The 21,730-nt window shown below is 65.4% G+C and carries 21 protein-coding genes; 7 read left to right on the plus strand and 14 right to left on the minus strand.

What is annotated here, in order from left to right:
- The first annotated feature begins 119 nt into the window (after positions 1 to 119).
- Genes grxD through D6B98_RS31310 form a run of 4 tightly spaced genes read left to right on the plus strand, consistent with a single transcriptional unit; the run spans position 120 to position 3,574 of the window.
- Positions 120 to 446 carry a Grx4 family monothiol glutaredoxin gene (gene grxD, locus D6B98_RS31295; protein WP_126260869.1) on the plus strand — a complete coding sequence of 109 codons (327 nt, stop codon included), beginning with the start codon at positions 120 to 122 and terminating at the stop codon, positions 444 to 446.
- A 3-nt stretch (positions 447 to 449) separates the two neighbouring features.
- On the plus strand, positions 450 to 1,004 hold the full coding sequence (locus D6B98_RS31300; protein ID WP_126260870.1) for an O-acetyl-ADP-ribose deacetylase: 555 nt from the start codon (positions 450 to 452) through the stop codon (positions 1,002 to 1,004).
- Positions 1,005 to 1,047: 43 nt separating this feature from the next.
- The gene (locus tag D6B98_RS31305) at positions 1,048 to 2,334 is read left to right on the plus strand and encodes a serine hydrolase domain-containing protein (RefSeq protein WP_164718987.1); all 1,287 of its coding nucleotides are present in this window, start codon (positions 1,048 to 1,050) and stop codon (positions 2,332 to 2,334) included.
- Positions 2,335 to 2,371: 37 nt separating this feature from the next.
- On the plus strand, positions 2,372 to 3,574 hold the full coding sequence (locus D6B98_RS31310; RefSeq protein ID WP_502699950.1) for a serine hydrolase domain-containing protein: 1,203 nt from the start codon (positions 2,372 to 2,374) through the stop codon (positions 3,572 to 3,574).
- On the opposite strand, the gene D6B98_RS31315 is transcribed toward D6B98_RS31310, so the two are convergent.
- From D6B98_RS31315 to D6B98_RS31355, 9 genes are all read right to left on the minus strand, one after another.
- Complete coding sequence (locus tag D6B98_RS31315) at positions 3,575 to 4,642, minus strand: threonine aldolase family protein (RefSeq protein WP_126260872.1); 1,068 nt, start codon at positions 4,640 to 4,642, stop codon at positions 3,575 to 3,577.
- 36 nt (positions 4,643 to 4,678) lie between these two features.
- The gene (locus D6B98_RS31320; protein ID WP_126260873.1) at positions 4,679 to 4,981 is read right to left on the minus strand and encodes a type II toxin-antitoxin system RelE/ParE family toxin; all 303 of its coding nucleotides are present in this window, start codon (positions 4,979 to 4,981) and stop codon (positions 4,679 to 4,681) included.
- Positions 4,960 to 5,187 carry a hypothetical protein gene (locus D6B98_RS31325; protein ID WP_126260874.1) on the minus strand — a complete coding sequence of 76 codons (228 nt, stop codon included), beginning with the start codon at positions 5,185 to 5,187 and terminating at the stop codon, positions 4,960 to 4,962. The genes D6B98_RS31320 and D6B98_RS31325 overlap by 22 nt, the downstream gene beginning before the upstream one ends.
- 116 nt (positions 5,188 to 5,303) lie before the next feature.
- Positions 5,304 to 5,921 carry a 30S ribosomal protein S4 gene (gene rpsD / locus D6B98_RS31330; protein WP_126260875.1) on the minus strand — a complete coding sequence of 206 codons (618 nt, stop codon included), beginning with the start codon at positions 5,919 to 5,921 and terminating at the stop codon, positions 5,304 to 5,306.
- A 296-nt stretch (positions 5,922 to 6,217) separates the two neighbouring features.
- On the minus strand, positions 6,218 to 6,982 hold the full coding sequence (locus D6B98_RS31335) for an acyltransferase (protein ID WP_126260876.1): 765 nt from the start codon (positions 6,980 to 6,982) through the stop codon (positions 6,218 to 6,220).
- A gap of 196 nt (positions 6,983 to 7,178) precedes the next feature.
- A complete protein-coding gene (locus D6B98_RS31340; protein ID WP_126260877.1) occupies positions 7,179 to 7,952 on the minus strand; it encodes an HpcH/HpaI aldolase family protein in 774 nt (257 codons plus the stop codon).
- Positions 7,953 to 8,013: 61 nt separating this feature from the next.
- Positions 8,014 to 8,811 carry a glutamate racemase gene (gene murI, locus D6B98_RS31345; protein ID WP_126260878.1) on the minus strand — a complete coding sequence of 266 codons (798 nt, stop codon included), beginning with the start codon at positions 8,809 to 8,811 and terminating at the stop codon, positions 8,014 to 8,016.
- Positions 8,812 to 8,966: 155 nt separating this feature from the next.
- Complete coding sequence (locus D6B98_RS31350; protein WP_164718989.1) at positions 8,967 to 9,773, minus strand: Crp/Fnr family transcriptional regulator; 807 nt, start codon at positions 9,771 to 9,773, stop codon at positions 8,967 to 8,969.
- 248 nt (positions 9,774 to 10,021) lie between these two features.
- Complete coding sequence (locus D6B98_RS31355) at positions 10,022 to 11,095, minus strand: SecDF P1 head subdomain-containing protein (RefSeq protein WP_126260880.1); 1,074 nt, start codon at positions 11,093 to 11,095, stop codon at positions 10,022 to 10,024.
- Positions 11,096 to 11,350: 255 nt separating this feature from the next.
- Here D6B98_RS31355 and D6B98_RS31360 point away from each other — a divergent pair, with 255 nt between their 5' ends.
- Together D6B98_RS31360 and D6B98_RS31365 are read left to right on the plus strand one after the other, a co-directional pair.
- The gene (locus D6B98_RS31360) at positions 11,351 to 13,258 is read left to right on the plus strand and encodes an acyl-CoA synthetase (protein WP_126260881.1); all 1,908 of its coding nucleotides are present in this window, start codon (positions 11,351 to 11,353) and stop codon (positions 13,256 to 13,258) included.
- Between the two features lie 198 nt (positions 13,259 to 13,456).
- Positions 13,457 to 15,259, plus strand: coding sequence for a caspase family protein (locus D6B98_RS31365; RefSeq protein ID WP_126260882.1), 1,803 nt, complete (start codon positions 13,457 to 13,459; stop codon positions 15,257 to 15,259).
- A 133-nt stretch (positions 15,260 to 15,392) separates the two neighbouring features.
- Here the strand turns inward: D6B98_RS31365 and D6B98_RS31370 are convergent, their stop codons facing one another.
- Both D6B98_RS31370 and purB read right to left on the minus strand, forming a co-directional pair.
- On the minus strand, positions 15,393 to 16,568 hold the full coding sequence (locus tag D6B98_RS31370) for a M20 aminoacylase family protein (protein ID WP_126260883.1): 1,176 nt from the start codon (positions 16,566 to 16,568) through the stop codon (positions 15,393 to 15,395).
- Between the two features lie 110 nt (positions 16,569 to 16,678).
- A complete protein-coding gene (purB, locus tag D6B98_RS31375) occupies positions 16,679 to 17,986 on the minus strand; it encodes an adenylosuccinate lyase (RefSeq protein WP_126260884.1) in 1,308 nt (435 codons plus the stop codon).
- 554 nt (positions 17,987 to 18,540) lie between these two features.
- On the opposite strand from purB, the gene D6B98_RS31380 reads away from it, so the two are divergent.
- Positions 18,541 to 19,128: a TetR/AcrR family transcriptional regulator gene (locus tag D6B98_RS31380; protein WP_126260885.1), complete on the plus strand. Its 588-nt coding sequence runs from the start codon at positions 18,541 to 18,543 to the stop codon at positions 19,126 to 19,128.
- A gap of 49 nt (positions 19,129 to 19,177) precedes the next feature.
- Here D6B98_RS31380 and D6B98_RS31385 read toward each other — a convergent pair whose 3' ends face one another.
- The 3 genes from D6B98_RS31385 to D6B98_RS31395 form a co-directional block, all read right to left on the minus strand.
- Entirely contained in the window at positions 19,178 to 19,483 is a 306-nt protein-coding gene (locus tag D6B98_RS31385; protein ID WP_126260886.1) for a hypothetical protein, read from the minus strand.
- Between the two features lie 111 nt (positions 19,484 to 19,594).
- Positions 19,595 to 20,245 carry a response regulator gene (locus tag D6B98_RS31390; protein WP_126260887.1) on the minus strand — a complete coding sequence of 217 codons (651 nt, stop codon included), beginning with the start codon at positions 20,243 to 20,245 and terminating at the stop codon, positions 19,595 to 19,597.
- 7 nt (positions 20,246 to 20,252) lie between these two features.
- A complete protein-coding gene (locus D6B98_RS31395; protein WP_126260888.1) occupies positions 20,253 to 21,623 on the minus strand; it encodes a sensor histidine kinase in 1,371 nt (456 codons plus the stop codon).
- Positions 21,624 to 21,730: the final 107 nt, after the last annotated feature.

Genomic DNA, 21,730 nt, shown 5'->3' on the forward strand with positions numbered 1-21,730 from the left:
CGCCATTTTACTTTGGATGCACAACGGTTTGGGCTACATATATAGGAAGGTATCGGGTTAGATCGGCTGAGCCGACCCGAGGGATATTGTTGAGGGCTCTGCCCCAGAAGGACACGGATATGAGCATCGCGGAATTTATCGACAACGAAGTGAAGTCGAACGACGTGGTTCTGTTCATGAAGGGTACGCCGCAATTTCCGCAGTGCGGTTTCTCGGGCCAGGTCGTCCAGATCCTCGACCATATCGGCGTCGGCTATAAGGGCCTCAACGTGCTCGAATCCGCCGAACTCCGCAACGGAATCAAGGAATATTCGAACTGGCCGACCATTCCGCAGCTCTATGTGAAGGGCGAGTTCGTCGGGGGCTGCGACATCGTCCGCGAGATGTTCCAGGCCGGCGAATTGCAGCAGCTTCTCTCCGAGAAGGGCGTCGTCGTCGCGGCCTGATAAATGGCCCAGCTGGCTCGCCGGATCGGCGGCGCCGAGCTCGAGGTCATCGTTGCCGACATCACCACGCTCTGCGTTGACGCCATCGTCAACGCAGCCAACACGTCGCTCCTTGGCGGGGGCGGCGTGGACGGCGCGATCCATCGGGCCGCCGGGCCCGACCTGGTCGCCGAATGCCGCATGCTGCACGGCTGCAAGACCGGTGATGCCAAGATCACCAAAGGCTACCGGCTCAAGGCCGCCCATGTGATCCACACCGTCGGACCGGTCTGGAATGGCGGCACGAGTGGCGAGGACGATCTGCTCGCCTCCTGCTATCGCCGTTCCATGGAGCTGTGCGGGAAGCACAGGCTGACCTCGGTGGCATTCCCGGCGATTTCGACCGGCATTTTCTGTTTTCCCGCCGACCGGGCGGCCGGCATCGCCGTGCGCACGACGATCGAAGGCCTCACTGCTGCGCCGTCCGTGACCCGGGTCGTGTTCTGCTGCTTCGCGGAGCCAAGCGCCAAACTCCATGCCGAGGCACTTGCGCGATACGCCGGCCCTTGTGCCGACTGAGGCGGCCGGTACACTCCGCCGGACCATGTTCCGGGGAGGGGATATGATTTCACAGTTTGGGCTGCGTGCGCTGGTTTGCGGCGCGCTGGTGTCGCTCGGCGCGATGTCGCTGGCGCGCGCCGAGGGCACTTACGAGATTCCGGCCGGCGCGCATTTCAATCAGGACAAGCTCGCGCGGATCACCGAGTTCTTCAAGAACGAGGTCGCGACCGGAAAGATCGCCGGTGCAACCGTCCTGATCCAGCAGCACGGCAAGCCGGTCTATCATGAAGCCTTCGGCGTGCAGGACGTGGTCAGCAAGGCGCCGATCACCGACAAGACCATCTTCCGCCTGTTCTCGATGACCAAGGCGATCACCGCTGTGGTCGCGATGCAATTGGTCGAGGACGGCAAGATCAAGCTGGATGATCCCGTCTCGAAATACATCCCATCCTTCGCCAATGTGAAAGTCGGCGTCGAGAAGAAGGCCGAGGACGGCACCAAGTCGCTCGAACTGGTGCCGCCCAATCGGCCGATGACGGTACACGATCTGATGACGCACACCTCGGGCATCACCTATGGCTTCTATGGCGATAGCCTGGTCCGCAAGGCCTATCGCGAGGCCAACATCTATGCCGGCGATTTCGACCTCGCCGAGTTCGCCGAGCGCATCGCCAGACTGCCGCTGCACAACCAGCCGGGCGCGCTCTGGCAATACGGTCATTCCACCGACGTCCTGGCGCGCGTGATGGAGGTCGCCGCCGGCAAGCCGCTGATCGACATCATGCGTGAGAAGCTGCTCGATCCACTCGGCATGGTCGATACCGGCTTCTTCGTCACCGATCCCGAGAAGCAGAAGCTGCTGGCGCAGCCGCTGCCGAACGACAGCGATTTCCGGGTCGGCCGCATCAACGATCCGACCGTGGCCAAGAAGATCATGTTTGCCAGCGGCGGCATGGTGACGACCATGGCGGACTATCGGCGGTTCGCGCAGATGCTGCTCAACGGCGGCAGCCTCGACGGCAAGACCATTCTCAAGCCGGAGACGTTCAAGCTGATGGCGACCGACCAGGTCGGCCCCGGCTCCGGCGTCGATCGCGACTTTTTCTATTTTCCCGGGGACGGTTTCGGCTTCGGTCTCGGACTTGCGGTCCGTACCGATCCCGGCAACGCCAAGCCGCCGCCCCCCGGCAACCTCGGCGAACTCAAGTGGGACGGCGCCTCCGGCTGCTACTTCGTGATCGACCCCAAGCAGGACATGTTCTTCGTGCTGCTGGAGCAGACCCCGAGCGAGCGCCAACGCGTGCAGCGGACCTTGAAGCAGCTGGTCTATGAAGCCATGAAGAAGTGAGGCGTTCGTTCGGATCGTCCTCGCCGCCGCCTTTGTCTTGCTGGCGGGCGCGGCGAGCCAGCTCCGTGCCGAAGCGCCGGCTGCCCGCAGTTTCTCGGCTGCGGGACTTGCGCGCGTCAGTGCGTTCCTCGACGATGCGGTCGCCGCCGGCAGGATCCCCGGCGCAATCCTTCTGATCCAGCAGCACGGCAAGCCGGCACTCTACCGCAAATTCGGCCAGCGCAACGTCGCAACGGCGCAGCCGATGACGGACGACACCATCTTCCGCCTCTACTCGATGTCGAAGCCGATCACCTCGGTGGCGGCGATGATGCTGGTCGACGACGGCAAGCTCGCTCTCGATGACCCCGTCGCGAGATACATTCCGGCCTTCGCCGATGTGCAGGTCGGCGTCCCGCAAGCAGATGGCAAGCTGGCCCTCCAGCCGCTGGCGCGACCGATCACGGTGCGCGATCTGCTCCGGCATACGTCCGGCATCACCTATGGCTTCTATGGCAGCAGTGCCGTCCGCAGGCTCTATGCGGAAGCCGGCCTGTTCGACGGCGATCCCGACAATGCGCAATTCACCGAGCGGCTCGCGCGATTGCCCTTGGCCGAGCAGCCGGGGACGCTGTGGGACTACGGCCATTCGACCGACGTGCTGGGCCGGGTGATCGAGTCGGCATCGGGCCGGTCGCTCTATCAGTTCGAGAAGGAGCGGCTGCTCGATCCCCTTGGCATGCGGGATACGGCGTTCTTCGTCGCCGACGATGCCAGGCGGCCGCTGATCGCAGAAGCTTTGCCCGGCGACTGGTTCGATCGTCCCGTCGCCGGCATCATCGAGGCGACCGCGCCGCGTCGCTGGGAATCCGGTGGTGCGGGCATGGTCGGCACCATCGGCGACTATGCACGTTTTGCACAGATGCTGCTCAATGGCGGCGAGCTCGAAGGCCGTCGCTATCTCAAGCGCGAGACCGTAACGCTGATGGCGTCGGACCAGCTCGACGGCGGGATCGCGAAGAATCCGGAATTCTATTTTCCGGGACCCGACAGCAGCTTTGGTCTTGGCTTTGCCGTGCGCACGCGCGCGAAGCCGCCGCTGCCCGCAGGCGAATATCGCTGGGACGGCGTCGGCGGCACCTTCTTCTTCATCGATCCCGCCGACGACATGTTCGTGATCTGCATGATGCAGTCGCCTTCGCAGCGCGGCCCGATCCAGGACGAGCTGAAGCGGCTGGTCTATGAGGCGATGGGACGCTGACTACGCGCCGCGCACGATCTCGCGGACGTATCCGATCGTCTCCTCGATCTGGCCTGCATCGACGTCGAGATGCGTGCAGGCGCGGATGCGGCCGTCCATCATCGCGAGCGTGACGCCGCGCTGGCGCAGCGCCGCGACCATCTTGTCGCCGGCAATGCCGGCGCCGTCGGGCCTAAAGAACACGAGATTGGTCTCGGGCTCCTGGACCTCGATGCCTGCGATCTGCGACAGACCGCGGGCGAGCGCGCGCGCATTGGCGTGGTCGTCGGCGAGCCGATCGACGTGATGGTCGAGCGCGTAGATGCAGGCGGCGGCGCAGATACCGGCCTGGCGCATCGAGCCGCCGAGGCGCTGCTTCCATTGCCAGACCGCATCGATGAAGGCGCGCGAGCCCGCGAGCACGCCGCCGATCGGCGCGCCCAGCCCCTTGGAGAAATCGATCCAGGCGGAGTCCCAGCCCGCCGTCATGTCGCGCGGGGAGACGCCGCTGGCCACGGTGGCGTTGAGCAGGCGCGCGCCGTCCATGTGTGTGACGAGGCCGTGCTGCCTGGCGATCGTCACGATCTCGTCGAGAGCTGCCTTCTTCCAGATCGTGCCGCCGCCGATATTGGCGGTCTGCTCGACGCTGACGACGGTCTGCGGCGGCTGGTAGCGCGTGCGCGGATGCAGGGCCTTCCGGAGCGTCTCCGGCGTGAACTGGCCGCCCTCGCCCTTGAGCTGCGTGACCTGGAAGCCGCCGAGCGCAGCATGAGCGCCGCCTTCGCGGGCGATGATGTGCGCGGTCTCGTGGGCGAGGATCTCGTCGCCGGGGCGGCAATGCACCAGCGTCGCGGTGACGTTGCACATCGTGCCCGAGGGCATGTAGACTGCTGCCTCCTTGCCGAGCAGATCGGCCACGCGCTCGCACAGCGCGTTCACGGTCGGATCGTCGCCGACCTGCTCGTCACCGACCTCCGCGCGCGCCATCGCCTCGCGCATCCCGGCCGTTGGTTTCGTCTGCGTGTCCGAGAGCAGATTGATGCGCACCGGCGGCGCCTTGGGGTCGACAGGGGGAGGGGTGTAGAGCATCAACTTGCTCCCTGAGGGAAATGCATGTGCTCGCGGTCAGCGAGCTCTGGGTGGACGCCGCGCGGCGTGACGAAACCGCATAATAACGATTTCTGTCTCGGTCACACGATAATCGATCAGACAGGGATAAGGGTTGACCGGCAAGCGACGGACGTATGCACGAGTGGTCTGCCGGCCTGCGTACGGGTGATCCCCAAGCAGCGTGATGAGTGCGACGAGGCGGTCGCGCACGTGATTGGCTCCTTGGGGAGAACGCGAATCGATGTAGGTCAGAACTTCGTCGATTTGGGCGAGCGCCCGCTTGGTGTAGCGGACCTTCACAGTCCGTGCTTGGCCCACATCGCTCGGACTTCGTCGGCGCTGGCCAACTCGCCGCGGGCGATTTCAGCTTCGGCCTCGGCGAGATCTGCGTCTTCCGCCGCCGTTAACTGGATAGGAGGTTGATCGATGCCGGCGAGCTCGAGCAGGGCTCGCGCCAGCTCGTCCTGCTCTGAATCGGGCAGGCTGGAAACCTTGCTGAAAGCCTCTTCCAGAAGACGCGTCATGGTCAACTCCGCTAGGTGCGAGCATAGCACGGACCGGCTGAAACAGGCGAGTGGCCGCCCAAAAATGAAAAGGCCCCGGAAAACCGGGGCCTTTGAATGTCGTTCTGCCGAAATGATCAGCGCGAATAGAATTCGACGACCAGATGGGGCTCCATCTGCACCGGGAACGGCACGTCGGAGAGGCCGGGGATGCGGATGTACTTGGCGGTCATCTTGCCGTGGTCGACTTCGAGATAGTCGGGCGTGTCGCGCTCGGGGAGCTGGCTGGCTTCGAGCACGTGGGCGAGCTGCTTGGAAGCTTCCTTGACCTCGACGAGGTCGCCGACCTTGAGCTGGTAGCTCGAGATGTTGACCTTGCGGCCGTTCACCTTGATGTGGCCGTGATTGATGAACTGGCGTGCGGCGAAGATCGTGGAGACGAACTTGGCGCGGTACACGACCGCGTCGAGACGACGCTCGAGCAGGCCGATCAGGTTCTCGCCGGTGTCACCCTTGAGGCGGCTCGCCTCGACATAGATGCCGTGGAACTGGCGCTCGCTGATGTTGGCGTAGTAGCCCTTCAGCTTCTGCTTGGCGCGCAGCTGCACGCCGAAGTCGGAGAGCTTGCCCTTGCGGCGCTGGCCGTGCTGACCGGGACCGTACTCACGACGGTTCACGGGGCTCTTCGGGCGGCCCCAGATGTTCTGGCCCATACGGCGATCGATCTTGTACTTCGCCTCACTGCGCTTAGTCATCGCGTCCTCTTCGGTTGCATGGTTTGAGGAAACGCGCCCTCCTGTGTGACGGACCTGGGCCCGGCACCGACAGGTCCGATCCCCAAAGCTTAAGGGAGTGGACCACGGGTCGCGAAACGCTTCGCGGGCCGAAATCGGCCCGCGAGCAGGCGGCTTTTAGGGGAGTTTGGGGCGTCCTGTCAACGTCACCCCGGTCATTCCGGGCGCCCACAGGGCGAACGCTAGTGTGCAACTGCGCACCTGAGAACCTCGAGATTCCGGGTTCGGGACTCCGCGCCGCCCCGGGATGACGGGCCTTAACCGCCGACCGCCCGGATGGACTTGGGACCGGCCCGCAATTCGGCAGCGATTTCAGTGTTCAGCACCTGTTCCAGCCGGGTCAGGACCCGGGCGATCGGAGCGCCGTCGGTAACCCGGTGATCCCAGCGGATCACGACGTGGATGGTCTGGTCGGGCTCGACCACCCCATAGCTGACGATGAAGGGGCCCGGCGTGATCGGATGGAGCTCGCCGCCGCCATAGGCGGCCACCGAGCTGACCGCGAAGCTGCCGAACCAATTGCCGCGCTGCCGGCCGAAATTCAGGCCGATCGCCCAGGACAGGCGGCGCAGCGGCAGCGGCAGGCGGGTCGCCCGCATGATCTTGCGGAACATCGGGACGTCGTTGAACGGCGCCGTCTTGGCGCGGCGGATCTCCGCATCGACCGCGGCCAGCGCCATGGCCTCGGGCGCAGCGATTCGCTGCGGCATCACGCATTCCTCGCCATCCTCGACCCGGGCCACGGCCACCAGCGCCACGCTCCTGGGAAGCTCGTAGAGCGTGGGACGGGGCCATTTGGCGTAGACGGTGCGCAGGATCGGCTCGTCCCTGGCGATCAGGGCGAAGGCCTTGACGAACATCGCGGCCCAGCCCGCGGGCGCTAGCGCGCCTGCGCGGGCCTCCAGCAGGGGGCGGACATTGAGCGAGCGGGACAGCGAAACGAATGGCACGTCCATCGAGGCGCGCATCAGATCGCAAATCAGCCGGCGCGGCAGCGAAATGTTCTTGGCTTTCCCGCGCATCGGTCTTTCGGTTCCCGCGGATGAAAATATGTGCAGCGAGCGCGTTTCCCGCTCGCTGTCTGCTCTAGCACGAACCAACCCTGTTGGGGCTAGTCGGTTCGGCGCACGGCAGCGACGGCGGCTGCCGCCTTTTCGAGGTGAAAATACAAATTGTTTTCAATGGCTTACTAATTTTCCTGGGGTCGTTTGGGCTGGCTCAGCGCCTGATCCCCTCGAACGCCGCCATGATGCCGCGCTGGAATAGCGACCAGTCGAAGCCGAGCGCGATGGCGCGGTAGCCGCGGTCGATCAGGGCGTTTGCCTGGTCGGCGGTGCGGGCGACGCCGCCGATCGGCACGCCGCTTCTGAGGATGCCGGCCTCCGCGCGTGCGATCAACGCCAGCAGCTCCGGGTCGTCCATCTGGCCGCGCTTGTTGATGGACGTGGCGAGATCGCCGGGGCCGATCACCGCGACGTCGATGCCGGGCGTCGCCATGATCTCGTCGATGCGGTTGACGGCGTCGACATGCTCGATGGTGACCATGCAGATCATCTCGTCGTCGGCGCTGGCCATGTAGTCCGGCATCGACTGGCCCCACCGGAACGGGGCGTGGAAGGGGCCCCAGAGCCGATCGCCACGCGGCGGATAGCGCACGCTGCGCACCGCCTTTTCGGCGTCCGCGCGGCTGGTGATCATCGGGAAGTTGATGCCGAAGGCACCAATGTCCATCGGCGCCTTCGCAAGCCACGGCTCGTTCGCCGCGATCCGCACCAGGGGCGTGCACGGCGTGCCCGTGGTTGCGGCGATCATCGCATGTGCTTCGGTCAATCCGATCGGGCCGTGCTCGAGATCGACAATGATCCAATCGAGCGAGCGCGCCATGATCTGCACCATCTGCACGCTCGGGATGGTCGCGATCGCACCGAAGGCGGGGCGCCCCTCGCGCCAGAGCTGGCGGAGACGGTTGAGTGGCGTGGACGGGACCGACATCGAAAGACCTGCGGCTGGGTGACGACGGCAAAACGTAGCAGCGCGGCACCGAGGCGGAAAGTCAGGCCAGCGCGCGTCCGCCGAAGAACGGCGTCAGCGTCGCCGAAAGGCCGTGCACGCGGTTCGAGGTAAAGATCATCTCGGCGCCGGACTGCGCGACCTCTCCGCTGCGCGGACCGAGCAAATCGGAAACGCGCCGGGCGATCGCCGGCGCGGGATCGATCCAGTCGACCGGCCAGGGTGCCAGCCGCTTCAGCCGGTCAAGCAGCAGCGGATAATGCGTGCAGGCGAGCACGACGGTGTCGGTGCGCGCGCCGGCATCCTCGGTATCGCCGACGAAGCAGGGCGCGAACTCGGCAAGGATGTCGCCGTCGCTGACGGAAGCGCCGCCAAGCGCGGCCTCGGCGAGCGAGGCGAGTTCGGGCGAGCCGACCAGCGTCACCTCGCAGCCTTGCGCGAAATCGCGGATCAGCGCCTTGGTGTATTCGCGCCTCACCGTGCCCTTGGTGCCGAGCACCGAGACGCGGCGGGTCCTCGACTGCGCGCAGGCCGGCTTGATCGCCGGCACGGTGCCGACGAAGGGCACGGAATAAGCGGCGCGCAAGTGCGACAGGACCAGGGTGGACGCGGTATTGCAGGCGATGACGACGATATCAGGGTCATGCGTGCCGATCAGCTCCCCCATCAGCGGCACGACGCGGGCGATGATCTCGTCCTCGCTGTGATGGCCGTAGGGGAAGAAGGCGTCGTCGGCGACGTAGACAAAGTGCGCCTCGGAGCGCGCGGCCACGACCTCACGGAGCACCGTGAGCCCGCCAAGGCCGGAATCAAACACCAGGATCGTCGGAGAATGGGTCACGTCGTCACCTTAAGGCGCCATGGTTACCATTCGGTTTTTGGGGCGGTTTTGCGGCGTGGCTGCTCGGCGCCATTGGAAGGGAGGCAGGGAGCGCGGACGGCGGCTTCCGCAGAAATCCCGGGGGCCGACGTGACGCGGCCCGGCGTGGGCCGCGTTCACGCGATCCTGTTCGTCGTGGCTGCCCGTTCCGTAGCCAGCTGCTTCTGCAAGCGATCGATGTTCTGCAGGAGGCGCTGGCTGGTCAGCACCAGGAAGTAATAGCCGAACTGCGGATCCTGGAAGTAGATCTCGAGCAGCCGGTCATAGGTGATCGTCAGCACCTGGCCGTCCTCGATACATTCGACCGTGCCGGTGCGCCGGTTGTCCGGCGTGAGGAAGCCGAGCTCGCCCATCAGCGCTCCCGGCCCGATCTCGACGTTGATCTCCTTGACCAGGAACTTGCCGGTGACCGTGAGGAACATCTCCTTTGCGGGATCGCGCAGCTTGAACAGCGTGTCGCCGCGGCGATATTTGCGCTCGGTCATGAACGGCTTGAGCCATTCGATCGACATGTCGCCTTCGGCGGCATGGCGCGCCTTCTTGACCAGCTTGAGCATCTGCCGCAGGCGCAGGGCGTTGATCGGAAGCATCAGCAGATAGAGCAGGAACGTTGCGACGTTGGCGGAGAGCGCGCCGAAGATGGCAAAGAACGCGCAGCCGATCATGTTGGCGACGCGCAGCGGCACCATCGTCCGCATCAAGAGCGTGGCGACAAAGAAGACAGCCCCGACCACGGCGAACATATTGGCCAGCGTGATGTTGCTGACGAAGATCTCCAGCAGGCGGTCGAAGATCGCGTCGTAGGTGACGTTGTTGGGATCGAGGCCCATCTGAACCAGGATCTTTGCGATCCTGAGATTGTCCGTGGCCGCGTCGAGAATGCGGTCGAGGATCGAGGAAATGTCTGCGCTGCCGGACGGCATGGTACTAACCCCGCGTAAGGCCTTCAGTCCTGGTCGTGTGCTCGACACCTATAGCCGAAATCGCACGACGGCCGGCTGAAATGAAGCCTTCGGCCGCCATGTCGCAAGAGGCAAATTCTAGCCCGATCGGGGCTTTCGGCAATTGCCCGTTGGTGCCCACCAGGCTGTGGCGCGCCGTGATTCGGGCAGGGGCCGGCGTCGCGGAGGCGGCTGCATGCCCCAGGCGGGGGCGCCGGACGATCTTCGCCTTACGGCTTGGCGGCGGGCTGCACGACCTGCTGCTCGACGAGCCCAAGGCGCCCCGGCAGCGAAGCGGCCCGCAGCATCATGGCGATGCTGTTGGCTTCTTCCAGTGTCAGGTTTCCGGAGATCTGGCCGGAGCCGCCGGTGATCGGCTCGCGGATCTCGGGAGCCGAGACGACCTTGTCGTCGAGCACGATGGCGAAGGGTTTGCCGACGTTCTCGCTGGTGATGTGGGCAAAGCGCCGCGTGCCGCGGCCGTTGAAACGGAACGAGGCGACGGGCTCTTTCGTGCCGCTTGCAAATCCCGGACCCGCATAGCTGATGTCGTCCCCGTCGAGCGCGCTGTGCTTGGCGACGAGATAGGGTTTGTTGTCCTTGATGCCGAGCAGAACTTCCGTGCCGTCCGGCGGCGCGCCCCGCTGCGCCTGCTCGGCGGGCATCGAGAGGTCGACCTGGCGGAAGCTGACCTTGACCTTCCTGGCGAAGATCGCGGTGATGCGCTCGGGCTCCGTCATGCCGGGCAGGAAGATGCGAATGCGATCTGTCCCCTCGGGTTGGACGCTGGCGAGCGTGACGCCGGCGTCCTTGAGGCGCTGCTCGATCATGGCGATGCAATCGTCGACCAGCTCGTGCAGCCGCGCGGCGGATGCAGCCTCGGTCGGCGCCAGCCTGATCAGCCCGTCGCCACTGCCGGTGACGGCGAGCGCGTGCGTGGGCAAGCCCTCCGCTGCCGAAGCGAGCTTGCGTGTGAGCTGTTCACGGCCCTTCGCGTCGGGGATATTCACCTCGACGCGGCCGTCGCGGATCGCGAGTCCGGAGAAGGCGATCCGGCCCTCGCGCAGGGTCTTGTAGACGTCGTCGCGCAGCTCCGCGACGACTGCCTCGCGCAAGCCGTCGGTGTCCACCCTGTAGACGACGCGCGATCCGCCCAGCTTCTCCATCTTCTCGGCGATGAAGGCCGCGACCTTGGCTCGCATCTTGTCGAGCTGGGCGTCGGCCGACGCCGCACCCGGCATGGCGATCGCCGCTGCCATGGCGAGCGCTACGCGCAGCCTGGTGATGAAGTTGCTCCGATGCATGGGCACGATCACCTCAAGTCTTGCGGCAGGACGCTGGCCGGCGAATCCGACGCCAGTTCTTGGTCCCTGAATTGGGTGTGGAGGTTCAATTCCGGTGTCGATCGAGGCGGCCGCCGCGGCGGGTAGGCCATGGACGAACGGCAAATCATCCATCATTCTGCGCTCGCTCGACCGGCGATCGGTCGAGGCCTCGCCGAACAAAAATGTCAAAAGACAGCGGGCGAGGGACATGCATCTGAGGGAGGACGGAATTCCATGGCGGGCATCCATGCGCTCGATCGGCTTATCGGCAACGACTATCCGGAGCTTTTGACGGACGCGGACGTCCGCGCCTTCGAACAGGTCCCTTACGCAGAGCGCGTTGCGGCCGAGAGCACCTATGACGCCATCAAGCTGGGTGCTGAACGCAACCCCGACGGCGCGGCGATCCAGTTCCTGCAGAACGCCGATCCCGCCGACACGCCGGTCGTGGTCACGTACCGCGATTTCATCGCGCGCGTCACGCAGGCCGCCAACATGTTTCACGCGCTCGGCGCGGAAAAGGACGACGTCATCAGCTTCATGCTGCCGCTGGTGCCCGATGCCTTCGTGACGCTGTTCGGCGCGGAGGCCGCCGGCATCGCCAATCCGGTCAATCCGCTGCTCGAGCCGCACCAGATCGCGGAAATCCTGGAAGCTGCGAACACCAAGATCCTGGTGGCGCTCGGGCCGATGCCGGGCACCGACATCTGGCAGAAGGTCGAGCAGATCCGCCCCCAGCTCAAGCACCTCAAGGCGATCGTGCAGGTGTTCGGCGGCGGCGATCCCGACAAGGGCATCTTCGCCTTTGGGGACCTCATCAAGCAGCAGCCGTCCGACCGGCTCGTCAGCGGGCGCAAGATTGCCGGCCGTGACATCGCCGCCTATTTCCACACCGGCGGCACCACCGGCACGCCGAAGCTGGTGCGGCACACCCATGCCAACCAGGTCTATCAGGCCTGGGCGCTCAATCTGCTGCTGAAGGGAAAGCCCGGCGCCAATCTGCTGTTCGGCATGCCGCTGTTTCACGTCGGGGGCTCCTTGACGCAGGTGCTGACGATGCTGTCGAGCGGAGGCTCGCTGGTCGTGCTGTCGCCGAGCGGCTGGCGCAATCCGAATGCGGTGAAGAACATCTGGGGACTGGTCGAGCGCTTCAAGCCCGAGGCGCTGTCGAGCGTGCCGACGGTGCTGGCCGCGACACTCGCGGTGCCGCCTGGCAATGCGGATATCTCCAGCCTGAAATATGCCGCCGGCGGCGGCTCGGCGATCCCCGTTGCTGTCGGCTCGGCGATCCAGGACAAGCTGAAGCTGCCGGTGGTCGAGGTCTACGGCATGACCGAGACCTCGAGCGTGCACACGCTGGCTTATCCGTCACGACCGATCCGGCTCGGCTCGGTCGGCTTGCCGATGCCTTATTCGCGCGTGCGCATCGTGCAGCTGGACGCCAACGGCCGCCTGATCCGCGACTGCAAGCCGGACGAGATCGGCGTCGTCATCATGGCCGGGCCCGGCGTGTTCGGCGGCTATCTCAACGACGAGCACAACAAGGGCGCCTTCATCGACGAGGTCTGGGTCAATTCCGGCGATCTCGGTCGGCTCGATGCTGACGGCTATCTCTGGATCACCGGCCGCGCCAAGGACCTCGTGATCCGCGGCGGCCACAATATCGACCCGGCGCCGATCGAGGAAATCATGTTCCGCCATCCCGCCGTCGGCTTCGCCGCCGTGGTCGGCCAGCCCGACGCCTATGCCGGCGAATTGCCCGTGGGATACGTGCAGCTGAAGCCGGGCGCCAAGGTCGAGCCGGGCGAGTTGGAATCGTGGGTTCGCGAGCGCACGCCGGAGCGCGCCGCCGTTCCGGTGCAGGTCATTCCGATCGACCCGATGCCGGTGACGGGCGTCGGCAAGGTGTTCAAGCCGCAGCTGCGCTGGGACGCGGCGGAGCGCGTGTTCACCAAGGTGCTGGCCCCGCTGGTCGAGCGCGGCATCGATTGCAGGGTCAAGGTCGGCGCCCATGGCAGTCACGGCTCGATCGCGACTGTGATGCTTGCTGGTGTGCCGCCGGATCAGCGCGAGACGATTGCGGGCGAGGTGCACGCTCTGCTCGCGCCGTTCGTGATGCGGCACGAGGTGGTGCAGGTGTAGCGCCCATTTGGCTTACTGAAATCGGACAGGAAGGGGACGCATCGGCACGTTATCCATATCGAAGTCTGGGGCCTTTATGTGATGGATATCACATAAGAAGGATTGGAAATCGGCGACGCTAGCGAATAGTCTCATGGAATTGCATCCTGGGGGACGCAAGTGATTCCGCTTCGGCTATTTGTTTTGTTGATGTTGGCGATGGGCTTTGCCTGCGGACCGGCGCATGCCGACCGGCGGGTGGCGCTCGTCATCGGAAATTCCGCCTACAAGAGCGCACCCAAGCTCGGCAACCCTGCGAACGATGCCACCCTGGTTGGAGGCATGTTCAAGAAGGCTGGCTTCGATTCCGTCGATGTCAGGCTGGATCTCAATGCCAGCGAGATGCGGCGGATGTTGCGCGAGTTCGCGGGCAGGACGCGCGATGCCGACATGGCGGTAATTTATTACGCCGGGCACGGCATCGAGCTCGACGGAACCAACTATCTCATTCCGACCGACGCGACGCTGGAGACCGACGGCGACGTTCTCGACGAGACTATTCCGGTCGAGCGTGCGCTCTTTGCGGTCGAGCCCGCCAAGCAACTGCGTCTGATCATCCTGGACGCGTGCCGCGACAATCCATTCGCGAAGTCGATGAAGCGCACGCTGGCCTCGCGCGCGATCGGACGCGGCCTCGCCAAGGTCGAGCCGACCAGCCCTAACACCATGATTGCCTTCGCGGCTAAGGCGGGATCGACCGCCTCCGACGGCGATTCCAGAAACAGCCCGTTCGCCGCCGCACTGGTCGAGCACCTGCCGAAGCCGGGACTTGACCTGCGCAAGGCCTTCGGTTTCGTGCGCGACGACGTGCTCAAGGGCACGGGCTACAAGCAGGAGCCCTATGTGTACGGCTCGCTCGGCGGCGACGACGTGCCCCTCGTCGCGAAGCAAGCCCCAACCGGTCCCCAGGCTAACCCGCAGGAGGCCGTGCGCAGGGACTATGAGCTCGCGCTCCAACTGGCCACGCGCGATGCCTGGGAAGCCTTCCTGGCGGCGTATCCGGACGGCTTCTACGCCAACCTCGCCAAGGGCCAGTTGAACAAGATCGGCGCCGAAGAGACGCGCGCTGCCGCTGAACAAAAAGCGAAGACAGCCGAGCAGGAAAAAGCGAGGCTCATCGCCGAGCGAGCCCAGAAGGCCGAGCAGGAGAAGGCGGCTGCTGCGGCCAAGGCCGCCGAAGAGGCGCGCATCGCGGCAGAGAAACAGAAGCAGATCGAGCAGGCGAAGGCCGAAGCAGCCGAGCACCAGCGTAAGCTGGCTGAGGCGGCGGCGGCGAAAGCCTTGGCCGAAAAGCAGGCGGCGGAAAAAGCCAAGGCCGAGCTGGCTGCCCGGCAGGCCGCCGAGAAGTCCGAGCAAGCGGCAAAACCGGCACCTGACAGGCAGATACCCGAGGTCGAGAGCAAGAAAGTCGCCGCGCTCTCGGCTGGGGCAACCGCGACATTGTCCGCGACTGACCTCAGCAAGTCCGTACAGAGCGAGCTGCGCCGCGTCGGCTGCCTGACGTCCGCCGCAGAGGGCGAGTGGACGTCGGCCGCGCAGCGTTCGCTGACGCTCTTCAACAAATATGCCGGCACCCAGTTCGACGTGAAGCTCGCCAGTATCGACGCGCTCGATGCGCTCAAGGCGAAGCCGGGACGGGTCTGTCCGCTGGTGTGCAATTTCGGCTTCAAGGCCGACGGTGACCAATGCGTGAAGATCGCTTGCCGCCCGGGCTATCGCGTCGGCGACGACAACGAATGCGAGAAGATCCAGGAGAAGAAGCCGGTCGCGACGCGCGAGGACCCGAGGAGGCGCGATCAGGACCGGAAAGAGGCGGAATCTGCGGCACCGAAGTCGCAAGCGTCCGGTCAGATGATCTGCAATCAAGCCGGCTGCAGACCGGTCGCAAAGGGTTGCCGCCTTGGTACGGTGCCCAGTCCAGGGAGTGGGGTCGTGAAGATCACTGGCGAGATCTGCAACTGACCAGCCGGGCTTGGCTCGCCGAAGGCTTCCCCTAAAGCGCGATGCGATTGGGATGAATCGTCATCGCGCTTTAGGTTGATGTTTGAGCATGATCTTTTCGGAAAACCGCTGCGCACTTTTCCGGATCATTGCTTTAGCTCGCCGGCATTCGCGTCTCGACCAGTCGTGCCCAGAACGAGGCGCCGTGGCCCAAAATGTTGTCGTTGAAGACATAGGCCGGGTGGTGGCACTCGTTGCCGTCGCCCATGCCGACCAGCACCATCGCGCCGGGACGCGCCTCCAGCATGAAGGAGAAGTCCTCGGCGCCCATCATCGGGATGAACTTGTCGTTGACGCGATCGGCGCCGACGATGTCGCGGGCGACGTCGGCGGCAAGGCCGGCCTCGCGGGCATGGTTCATGGTCACCGGATACATCCGCGTGTATTTGGTCTCGGCCGAGCCGCCATAGGCGCGGGCGACGCTCTCGGCGACTTCGCCGATGCGGCGCTCGACGAGATCGCGCACCTCGGGATCGAGCGTGCGCACGGTGCCGCCGAGTTCGGCGATCTCGGGGATGATGTTGAAGGCCGTGCCGGAGTGGAATTGCGTGATCGAGATGACCGCCGACTTCAACGGATCGACGTTGCGCGCCACGATCGATTGTAGCGCACCCACGATCTGCGAGCCGATCAGCACGCTGTCGACGGATTTGTGCGGACCGGCGCCGGCGTGGCCGCCCTTGCCGTGGACGGTGATCTGAATGTTGTCGGAGGAGGCCAGCATCGCGCCGGGCGTGGTTGCGAAATGCCCCTCCGGCAGGCCCGGCATGTTGTGCATGCCGTAGACCTCCTGGATGTTCCAGCGCGTCATCAGCCCGTCCTCGACCATGGCCTTGCCGCCGCCGCCGCCGCCTTCCTCGGCGGGCTGGAAGATCACGACCGCGGTGCCATCGAAATTGCGCGTCTCGGTGAGGTACTTTGCGGCGCCGAGCAGCATCGCGGTGTGGCCGTCATGGCCGCAGGCATGCATCTTGCCGGGGACCTTCGACGCATAGGGCACGCCCGACGTCTCCATGATCGGCAACGCGTCCATGTCGGCGCGCAGGCCAATGGTCTTGCCGGAGGCGGATTTGCGGCCGCGGATCACGCCGACCACGCCGGTGCGGCCGATGCCGGTCACCACCTCGTCGCAGCCGAACTCGCGCAGCTTGTCGGCGACGATGCCGGCGGTGCGGTGGACTTCGTAGAGCAGCTCGGGGTTCTCGTGGAAGTCATGGCGCCAGGCGGCCATTTCGTCGGAGAGGGCGGCAACGCGGTTGACGATGGGCATGGGGGATCCGTTTTGTTGGTTGTAGCCCGGATGAGCGGAGCGACATCCGGGATCTTTCGCGAGAGTTTTCCCGGGTATCGCTGCGCTCACCCGGGCTACGAAGGCGACGATCAGCTCTCGCCGAACACGCGCTTGAAGATCGTATCGACGTGCTTGAGGTGATAGCCGAGGTCGAACTGCTCCTCGAGCTCGGCGTCCGAGAGATACTTCTTCACCTCGGCGTCCTTCTTCAAGAGCTGCAGGAAGTCGCCTTCGCCGCGCCAGACCGGCATCGCGTTGCGCTGCACCAGCTTGTAGGAATCCTCGCGGCTCGCGCCCTTCTGCGTCAGCGCCAGCAGCACGCGCTGCGAATGCACGAGGCCGCCGAGGCGGTCGAGGTTCTTCTGCATGTTGGCGGGGTACACCAGCAGCTTGTCGATCAGGCCGGCGAGGCGCACCAGCGCGAAGTCGAGCGTGACGGTCGCATCCGGGCCCATCATGCGCTCGGCCGAGGAGTGCGAGATGTCGCGCTCGTGCCAGAGCACGACGTTCTCCAGCGCCGGCGTCACATAGGCGCGCACCATGCGGGAGAGCCCGGTGAGGTTCTCCGACAGCACCGGGTTGCGCTTGTGCGGCATGGCGGAGGAGCCCTTCTGCCCCTCGGAGAAGAACTCTTCGGCCTCCAGCACCTCGGTGCGCTGCATGTGGCGGATCTCGACCGCGATACGCTCGATCGAGGAGGCGATCACGCCGAGGGTCGAGAAGTACATCGCATGGCGGTCGCGCGGGATCACCTGGGTCGAGATCGGCTCGGGGACGAGGCCCATGGCTTTCGCCACGTGCTCTTCGACCCGCGGATCGATCTGCGCGAAGGTGCCGACCGCGCCGGAGATGGCGCAGGTCGCGACCTCTTTCCGTGCGGCGATCAGGCGCTCCTTGGCGCGGGTGAACTCGGCATAGGCATAGGCGAGCTTGAGGCCGAAGGTCACCGGCTCGGCATGGATGCCGTGGCTGCGGCCGATGGTCGGCGTCATCTTGTGCTCGAAAGCGCGCTTCTTCAGCGCGGCCAGCACCTTGTCGAGGTCGGCGAGCAAGAGGTCCGCGGCACGGGTGAGCTGGACGTTGAGGCAGGTGTCGAGCACGTCGGAGGAGGTCATGCCCTGGTGCACGAAGCGCGCCTCGGGCCCGACGATCTCGGCGAGGTGGGTGAGGAAGGCGATGACGTCGTGCTTGGTCTCGCGCTCGATCTCGTCGATGCGGGCGACGTCGAAGGTGGCATTCCTGGCCTTGGCCCAGACCGTTTTGGCGGCCTCCTTGGGGATGGTTCCGAGCTCGGCGAGCGCGTCCGCCGCGTGCGCCTCGATCTCGAACCAGATCTTGAACCGGGTCTGCGGCTCCCAGATCGAGGCCATTTCGGGACGAGTATAGCGGGGGATCATTGGGCGGCTCCAGGAAGGTGGGCGGGCGATCCTGAGGAGGCGGCGCCGGCCAAAATGCTTTTTACGCCGTGATTTAACAGAGCGGACAGGGCGAAACAAACGATCTGGCCCGCAGGGAGGGGGGATCGCCGAGCTATCCACCGGACTGGCCCGCAGGGGTGGCTGCCCCGGCCGCAAAAATTAACTGTCAATCACGGATCATTGACTGACAGATATTGAAATCTGTCAGCGAGACGTGTATATCCGTTCCCGGACGCTCCGATTGGGCGTCCCGCGACAAGCCCCGGCGAGCCCGACATCCGAAGCGGATTGGAGGGCGAATTGAAGAACCGGGACCCGCGGACGAATGGAGACTTAAGACAATGACGACCGAAATCCTCAATCTGACCGGCGTGATTGGGCATTGGCTCAATTTGCTGGTGGCGCGCCAGATCGCGGCGCAGGCTGCAAAACTGCCTCATTAGGGCATAGGCTTTCCGAAACGACCGGCCAGGGCGCTTCGGAAGCAGCCCTACTGCCGGGAAACTGAGCCCGAACGGGAACATGGTGCTGGCATGAATGAAGCTGTTGTCTTGACGCCGGAGCGGATTCTCGACGTTACCGAGGACGTGCTCAGGCGGTTTGGACTTGCCAAGGCCACCGTGGTCGACGTGGCCCGTGCGCTCGATGTGAGCCACGGCAGCGTCTACCGCCATTTCCCGAGCAAGGCCTCGCTGCGCGAGGCCGTCGCCAAGCGCTGGCTGGACCGCATCGACACGCCGTTGCGCGCCATCGTCGAGGAGCAGGGCCCGGCGCCGGACAGGCTCGCGCGCTGGCTGCGCACGCTGTTCGCTGCCAAGCGTTCGCGCGTCCTCGACGACCCCGAAATGTTCGAGACCTACCTGACGCTGGCGCGCGAGGCCTGTGCGGCCGTGAAGTGTCACAAGGACACCATGATCGACCAGATCGCGGCGATCCTGGGCGACGGCGTGAAGCAGGGCGTGTTTGACGTCGCCGACACGAAGATCACGGCGCGCGCGATCTTCGATGCGACCGTCCGTTTCCACCATCCGGCTCATGCCGAGGAGTGGAAGGATGCCGATCTTCCCGCGCGCGTCGACGCGACGCTGGCGCTGCTGCTGCGCGGTCTGAAGGCGGCCTAAAGCCGCAGGACTCATTCAATTCGCGGTGCGCAATTCGCGGTGCGGCCGATCAACCTCTCGCCTTGTGAAGAAGGGCGCCGTTTTGAAGCGAGGGCGATGAAGCCGAATGTCTTCGCGCTTGGAGGGCAGGATCGGACGATGGCACGACCGGCGGACTCTCCGGATATACATTGACCGCGATCTCGACGGCGTCTTTTGACCGCTTTCGAAGACGGTAGAATGTCAGCTCTTGATCGAGCATCGGGCAGCGGAAGTGGACGGCGGCGGTGTCGGGCAGGCGGCAGAGTTCGTCGATCAGCTCGCCTACCGTGATAATGGGGGGATGGTCGACTGACTTGTGATGACCCTTACTCATGACCCTGTACTCCTTCATTGCCGGGTTAACCGGAGCCGGATGGTCTCCGTTCCAATTTCGTTCGGCAGATTGAGAAGCTTCGGGGGCCAAACCGGTGCGGCAGCTCTGCTGCTAGATCCTCGTCAGACCGCACGTCGCGGCGAGCCGCACCAGCTGCGCATCCGTGCGTGCGCCGGTCTTGGTCTTGATCAGGTAGTGATAGTTCTGCACCGTCTTCACACTGAGATTGAGATGCGCCGCGATCTGCTCGGTGGTGGCGCCGCCGGCGAACTGGCGCAGGATCTCGATCTCGCGTTCCCCCAACTGATCCAGCACTGAACCCGACGACAGGCTGTCCTCGGCGAGGACATGCGCGATGTCGTCGCTCATGGCACGTTCGCCGCGGGCGACGGCCCGGATGGCGCCGACCACGGCGGACGGCTCGCTGCTCTTGGTGACGAAGCCGCTGGCGCCGGCGCTGAAGGCGGCTTTCACCAGCACGGCCTCGTTGTGCATGGTGAAGACGAGGATCCGCGCCCGCGGGCTGCGCGCGCGGATGTTGCGGATCGCCTCCAGCCCGCTCGCGCCCGGCATCGAGATGTCGAGCACCACGACATCGGGGTCGTGCGCCTTGAAGGCGCCATAGGCGTCCGCGGCGTTGTCGGCTTCCGCCACGACGTGCAGATCGCCCTGGCTTTCCAGCACGCGCCGGTAGCCTTGCCGGACGATTGGATGGTCGTCGACCAGCAGCACGGAGATGCCTGTTGCTGCCACCTCGCTCATGTCGGCCTCACGCGGCGAGCGGGATGGTGGCGGCGACGCTGAGGCCGCCGCGGGCAGGCTGGATCGAGAGCGATCCGCCGGCCGCATTGACGCGCTCGCGGATGCCGGTCAGGCCGAAGCCGGCCGACTGTGCGACGCGCTCCGCATCGCCGCCGCCGTCGTCCTCGACCCGGATCAGCAGCGCGTTGTCGTCGCCGGTCCGGCGTTCGATGCGCAAGGAAATCTCGCGCGCCGCGCTGTGACGCAGCGCGTTGGTCAGGCATTCCTGCGCCACGCGATAGGCTGTGGTGGCGGCCGCTCCCCGCACGTCCGTCAGGTCGCCTCTGAGGTCGAGCCGGATCGTCGGCCGCGCCGCGCTCTGCGAGCGCCAGCTGTCGACGAGATTGACGAGGCTCGCCTCGAGCCCGAGCTCCTCGGGCAGAGGATTGCGCAGACGCTTCAGCGCATCGCGGAGCGAGGCCATCAGGTGATGGGTGGCCTGCGAGATCATGCGCGCATCCTGGGCGATGCCGATGTCGGCGTTTCCCTTCTTGCTCGCCGTCTCGATCGTGTTGGCGAAGGCGAGAATGGCGGACAGATTCTGCCCGAACTCGTCGTGCAGCTCGCGGGCGAGGGCGCGGCGCTCGTCCTCGCGGATCTCGATCAGGCGCCGCGTCAGCGCGGCGCGCTGCTCGGTGGCTTCCTCCAGGCGGTCGCCGAGCTCCTCGACGGCGCCGCCGATCATCGCCAGCTCCATCGAGCGGAAGCGCGGCAGTCTGGTGCGATATTGTCCGCGCGCCATGCGCTGCAGCGCCGTCACGATCGCGCGCGCCGGGGCCAGCGCATGCGCAATCGCGAGCGATGCCAGCAGTGCGATCGCCGCCGCCATCAACAGCGCCACATCGATCACGTTGAGGATGTATTCCCAGGCGAGCGAGATCGCGGCGGCGGCATCGGGCGTCGCGACCACCGTACCGGCGGAAGCGGCGCGGGGACTGACGGGCCGCACCACCTCGGCGTGGCTGCCGAGGAAAATCGGCACGACGGCGGCGAACCAGCGCGGCGGAGTCTTGCCCAGCCCCTCGCTCTGGCCGCAGAGCGGCTTCTCGAATGCCGCGGCGGGCTGGAACTCGACGCAGACGCCGGGCGCGATCAGCTTCATGGTCTCCAGGGTGCGCCAGTCCGGAACGGGCAGGATATGCTCGCGGGCCCTGCTGCTACGCAACAAAAGCTCGCGCCAATAAAGCGCCTGAAGCGCCTGCGCGACCCGCTGCGCCGAGGCTGCGGTCGACCGATCGACGCTGCGATAGGCATCGAACGTGGCCCAAATGGTTGCCGCGCCAAGGCACAGGGCCACGATGAGCAGCAGACGGGCGACAAGCTGAAGCACGAGGCGCATGCGATCACCCTCGACGTTTGATAAGGTCAGCCTAACAACGCCGCCGCGCCTTGCCAATTGCGGGGTTCGGCAGGGATTGCAGCTCGGGCAAATTTCCCAAGCCGGAT

The sequence above is a fragment of the Bradyrhizobium sp. LVM 105 genome (assembly GCF_003957705.1).
GTDB lineage: Bacteria > Pseudomonadota > Alphaproteobacteria > Rhizobiales > Xanthobacteraceae > Bradyrhizobium > Bradyrhizobium frederickii.

Bases quoted from the DNA above. Each gene is read 5' to 3' on its own strand.
- D6B98_RS31395 (WP_126260888.1), bottom strand. From the start codon at position 21,623: ATGCGCCTCGTGCTTCAGCTTGTCGCCCGTCTGCTGCTCATCGTGGCC.
- rpsD (WP_126260875.1), bottom strand. From the start codon at position 5,921: ATGACTAAGCGCAGTGAGGCGAAGTACAAGATCGATCGCCGTATGGGC.
- D6B98_RS31340 (WP_126260877.1), bottom strand. From the start codon at position 7,952: ATGTCGGTCCCGTCCACGCCACTCAACCGTCTCCGCCAGCTCTGGCGC.
- D6B98_RS31360 (WP_126260881.1), top strand. From the start codon at position 11,351: ATGGCGGGCATCCATGCGCTCGATCGGCTTATCGGCAACGACTATCCG.
- grxD (WP_126260869.1), top strand. From the start codon at position 120: ATGAGCATCGCGGAATTTATCGACAACGAAGTGAAGTCGAACGACGTG.
- D6B98_RS31380 (WP_126260885.1), top strand. From the start codon at position 18,541: ATGAATGAAGCTGTTGTCTTGACGCCGGAGCGGATTCTCGACGTTACC.
- D6B98_RS31355 (WP_126260880.1), bottom strand. From the start codon at position 11,095: ATGCATCGGAGCAACTTCATCACCAGGCTGCGCGTAGCGCTCGCCATG.
- D6B98_RS31335 (WP_126260876.1), bottom strand. From the start codon at position 6,982: ATGCGCGGGAAAGCCAAGAACATTTCGCTGCCGCGCCGGCTGATTTGC.
- D6B98_RS31305 (WP_164718987.1), top strand. From the start codon at position 1,048: ATGATTTCACAGTTTGGGCTGCGTGCGCTGGTTTGCGGCGCGCTGGTG.
- D6B98_RS31350 (WP_164718989.1), bottom strand. From the start codon at position 9,773: ATGCCGTCCGGCAGCGCAGACATTTCCTCGATCCTCGACCGCATTCTC.
- D6B98_RS31365 (WP_126260882.1), top strand. From the start codon at position 13,457: ATGGGCTTTGCCTGCGGACCGGCGCATGCCGACCGGCGGGTGGCGCTC.
- D6B98_RS31385 (WP_126260886.1), bottom strand. From the start codon at position 19,483: ATGAGTAAGGGTCATCACAAGTCAGTCGACCATCCCCCCATTATCACG.
- D6B98_RS31390 (WP_126260887.1), bottom strand. From the start codon at position 20,245: ATGAGCGAGGTGGCAGCAACAGGCATCTCCGTGCTGCTGGTCGACGAC.
- D6B98_RS31300 (WP_126260870.1), top strand. From the start codon at position 450: ATGGCCCAGCTGGCTCGCCGGATCGGCGGCGCCGAGCTCGAGGTCATC.
- D6B98_RS31315 (WP_126260872.1), bottom strand. From the start codon at position 4,642: ATGCTCTACACCCCTCCCCCTGTCGACCCCAAGGCGCCGCCGGTGCGC.
- D6B98_RS31325 (WP_126260874.1), bottom strand. From the start codon at position 5,187: ATGACGCGTCTTCTGGAAGAGGCTTTCAGCAAGGTTTCCAGCCTGCCC.
- D6B98_RS31370 (WP_126260883.1), bottom strand. From the start codon at position 16,568: ATGCCCATCGTCAACCGCGTTGCCGCCCTCTCCGACGAAATGGCCGCC.
- purB (WP_126260884.1), bottom strand. From the start codon at position 17,986: ATGATCCCCCGCTATACTCGTCCCGAAATGGCCTCGATCTGGGAGCCG.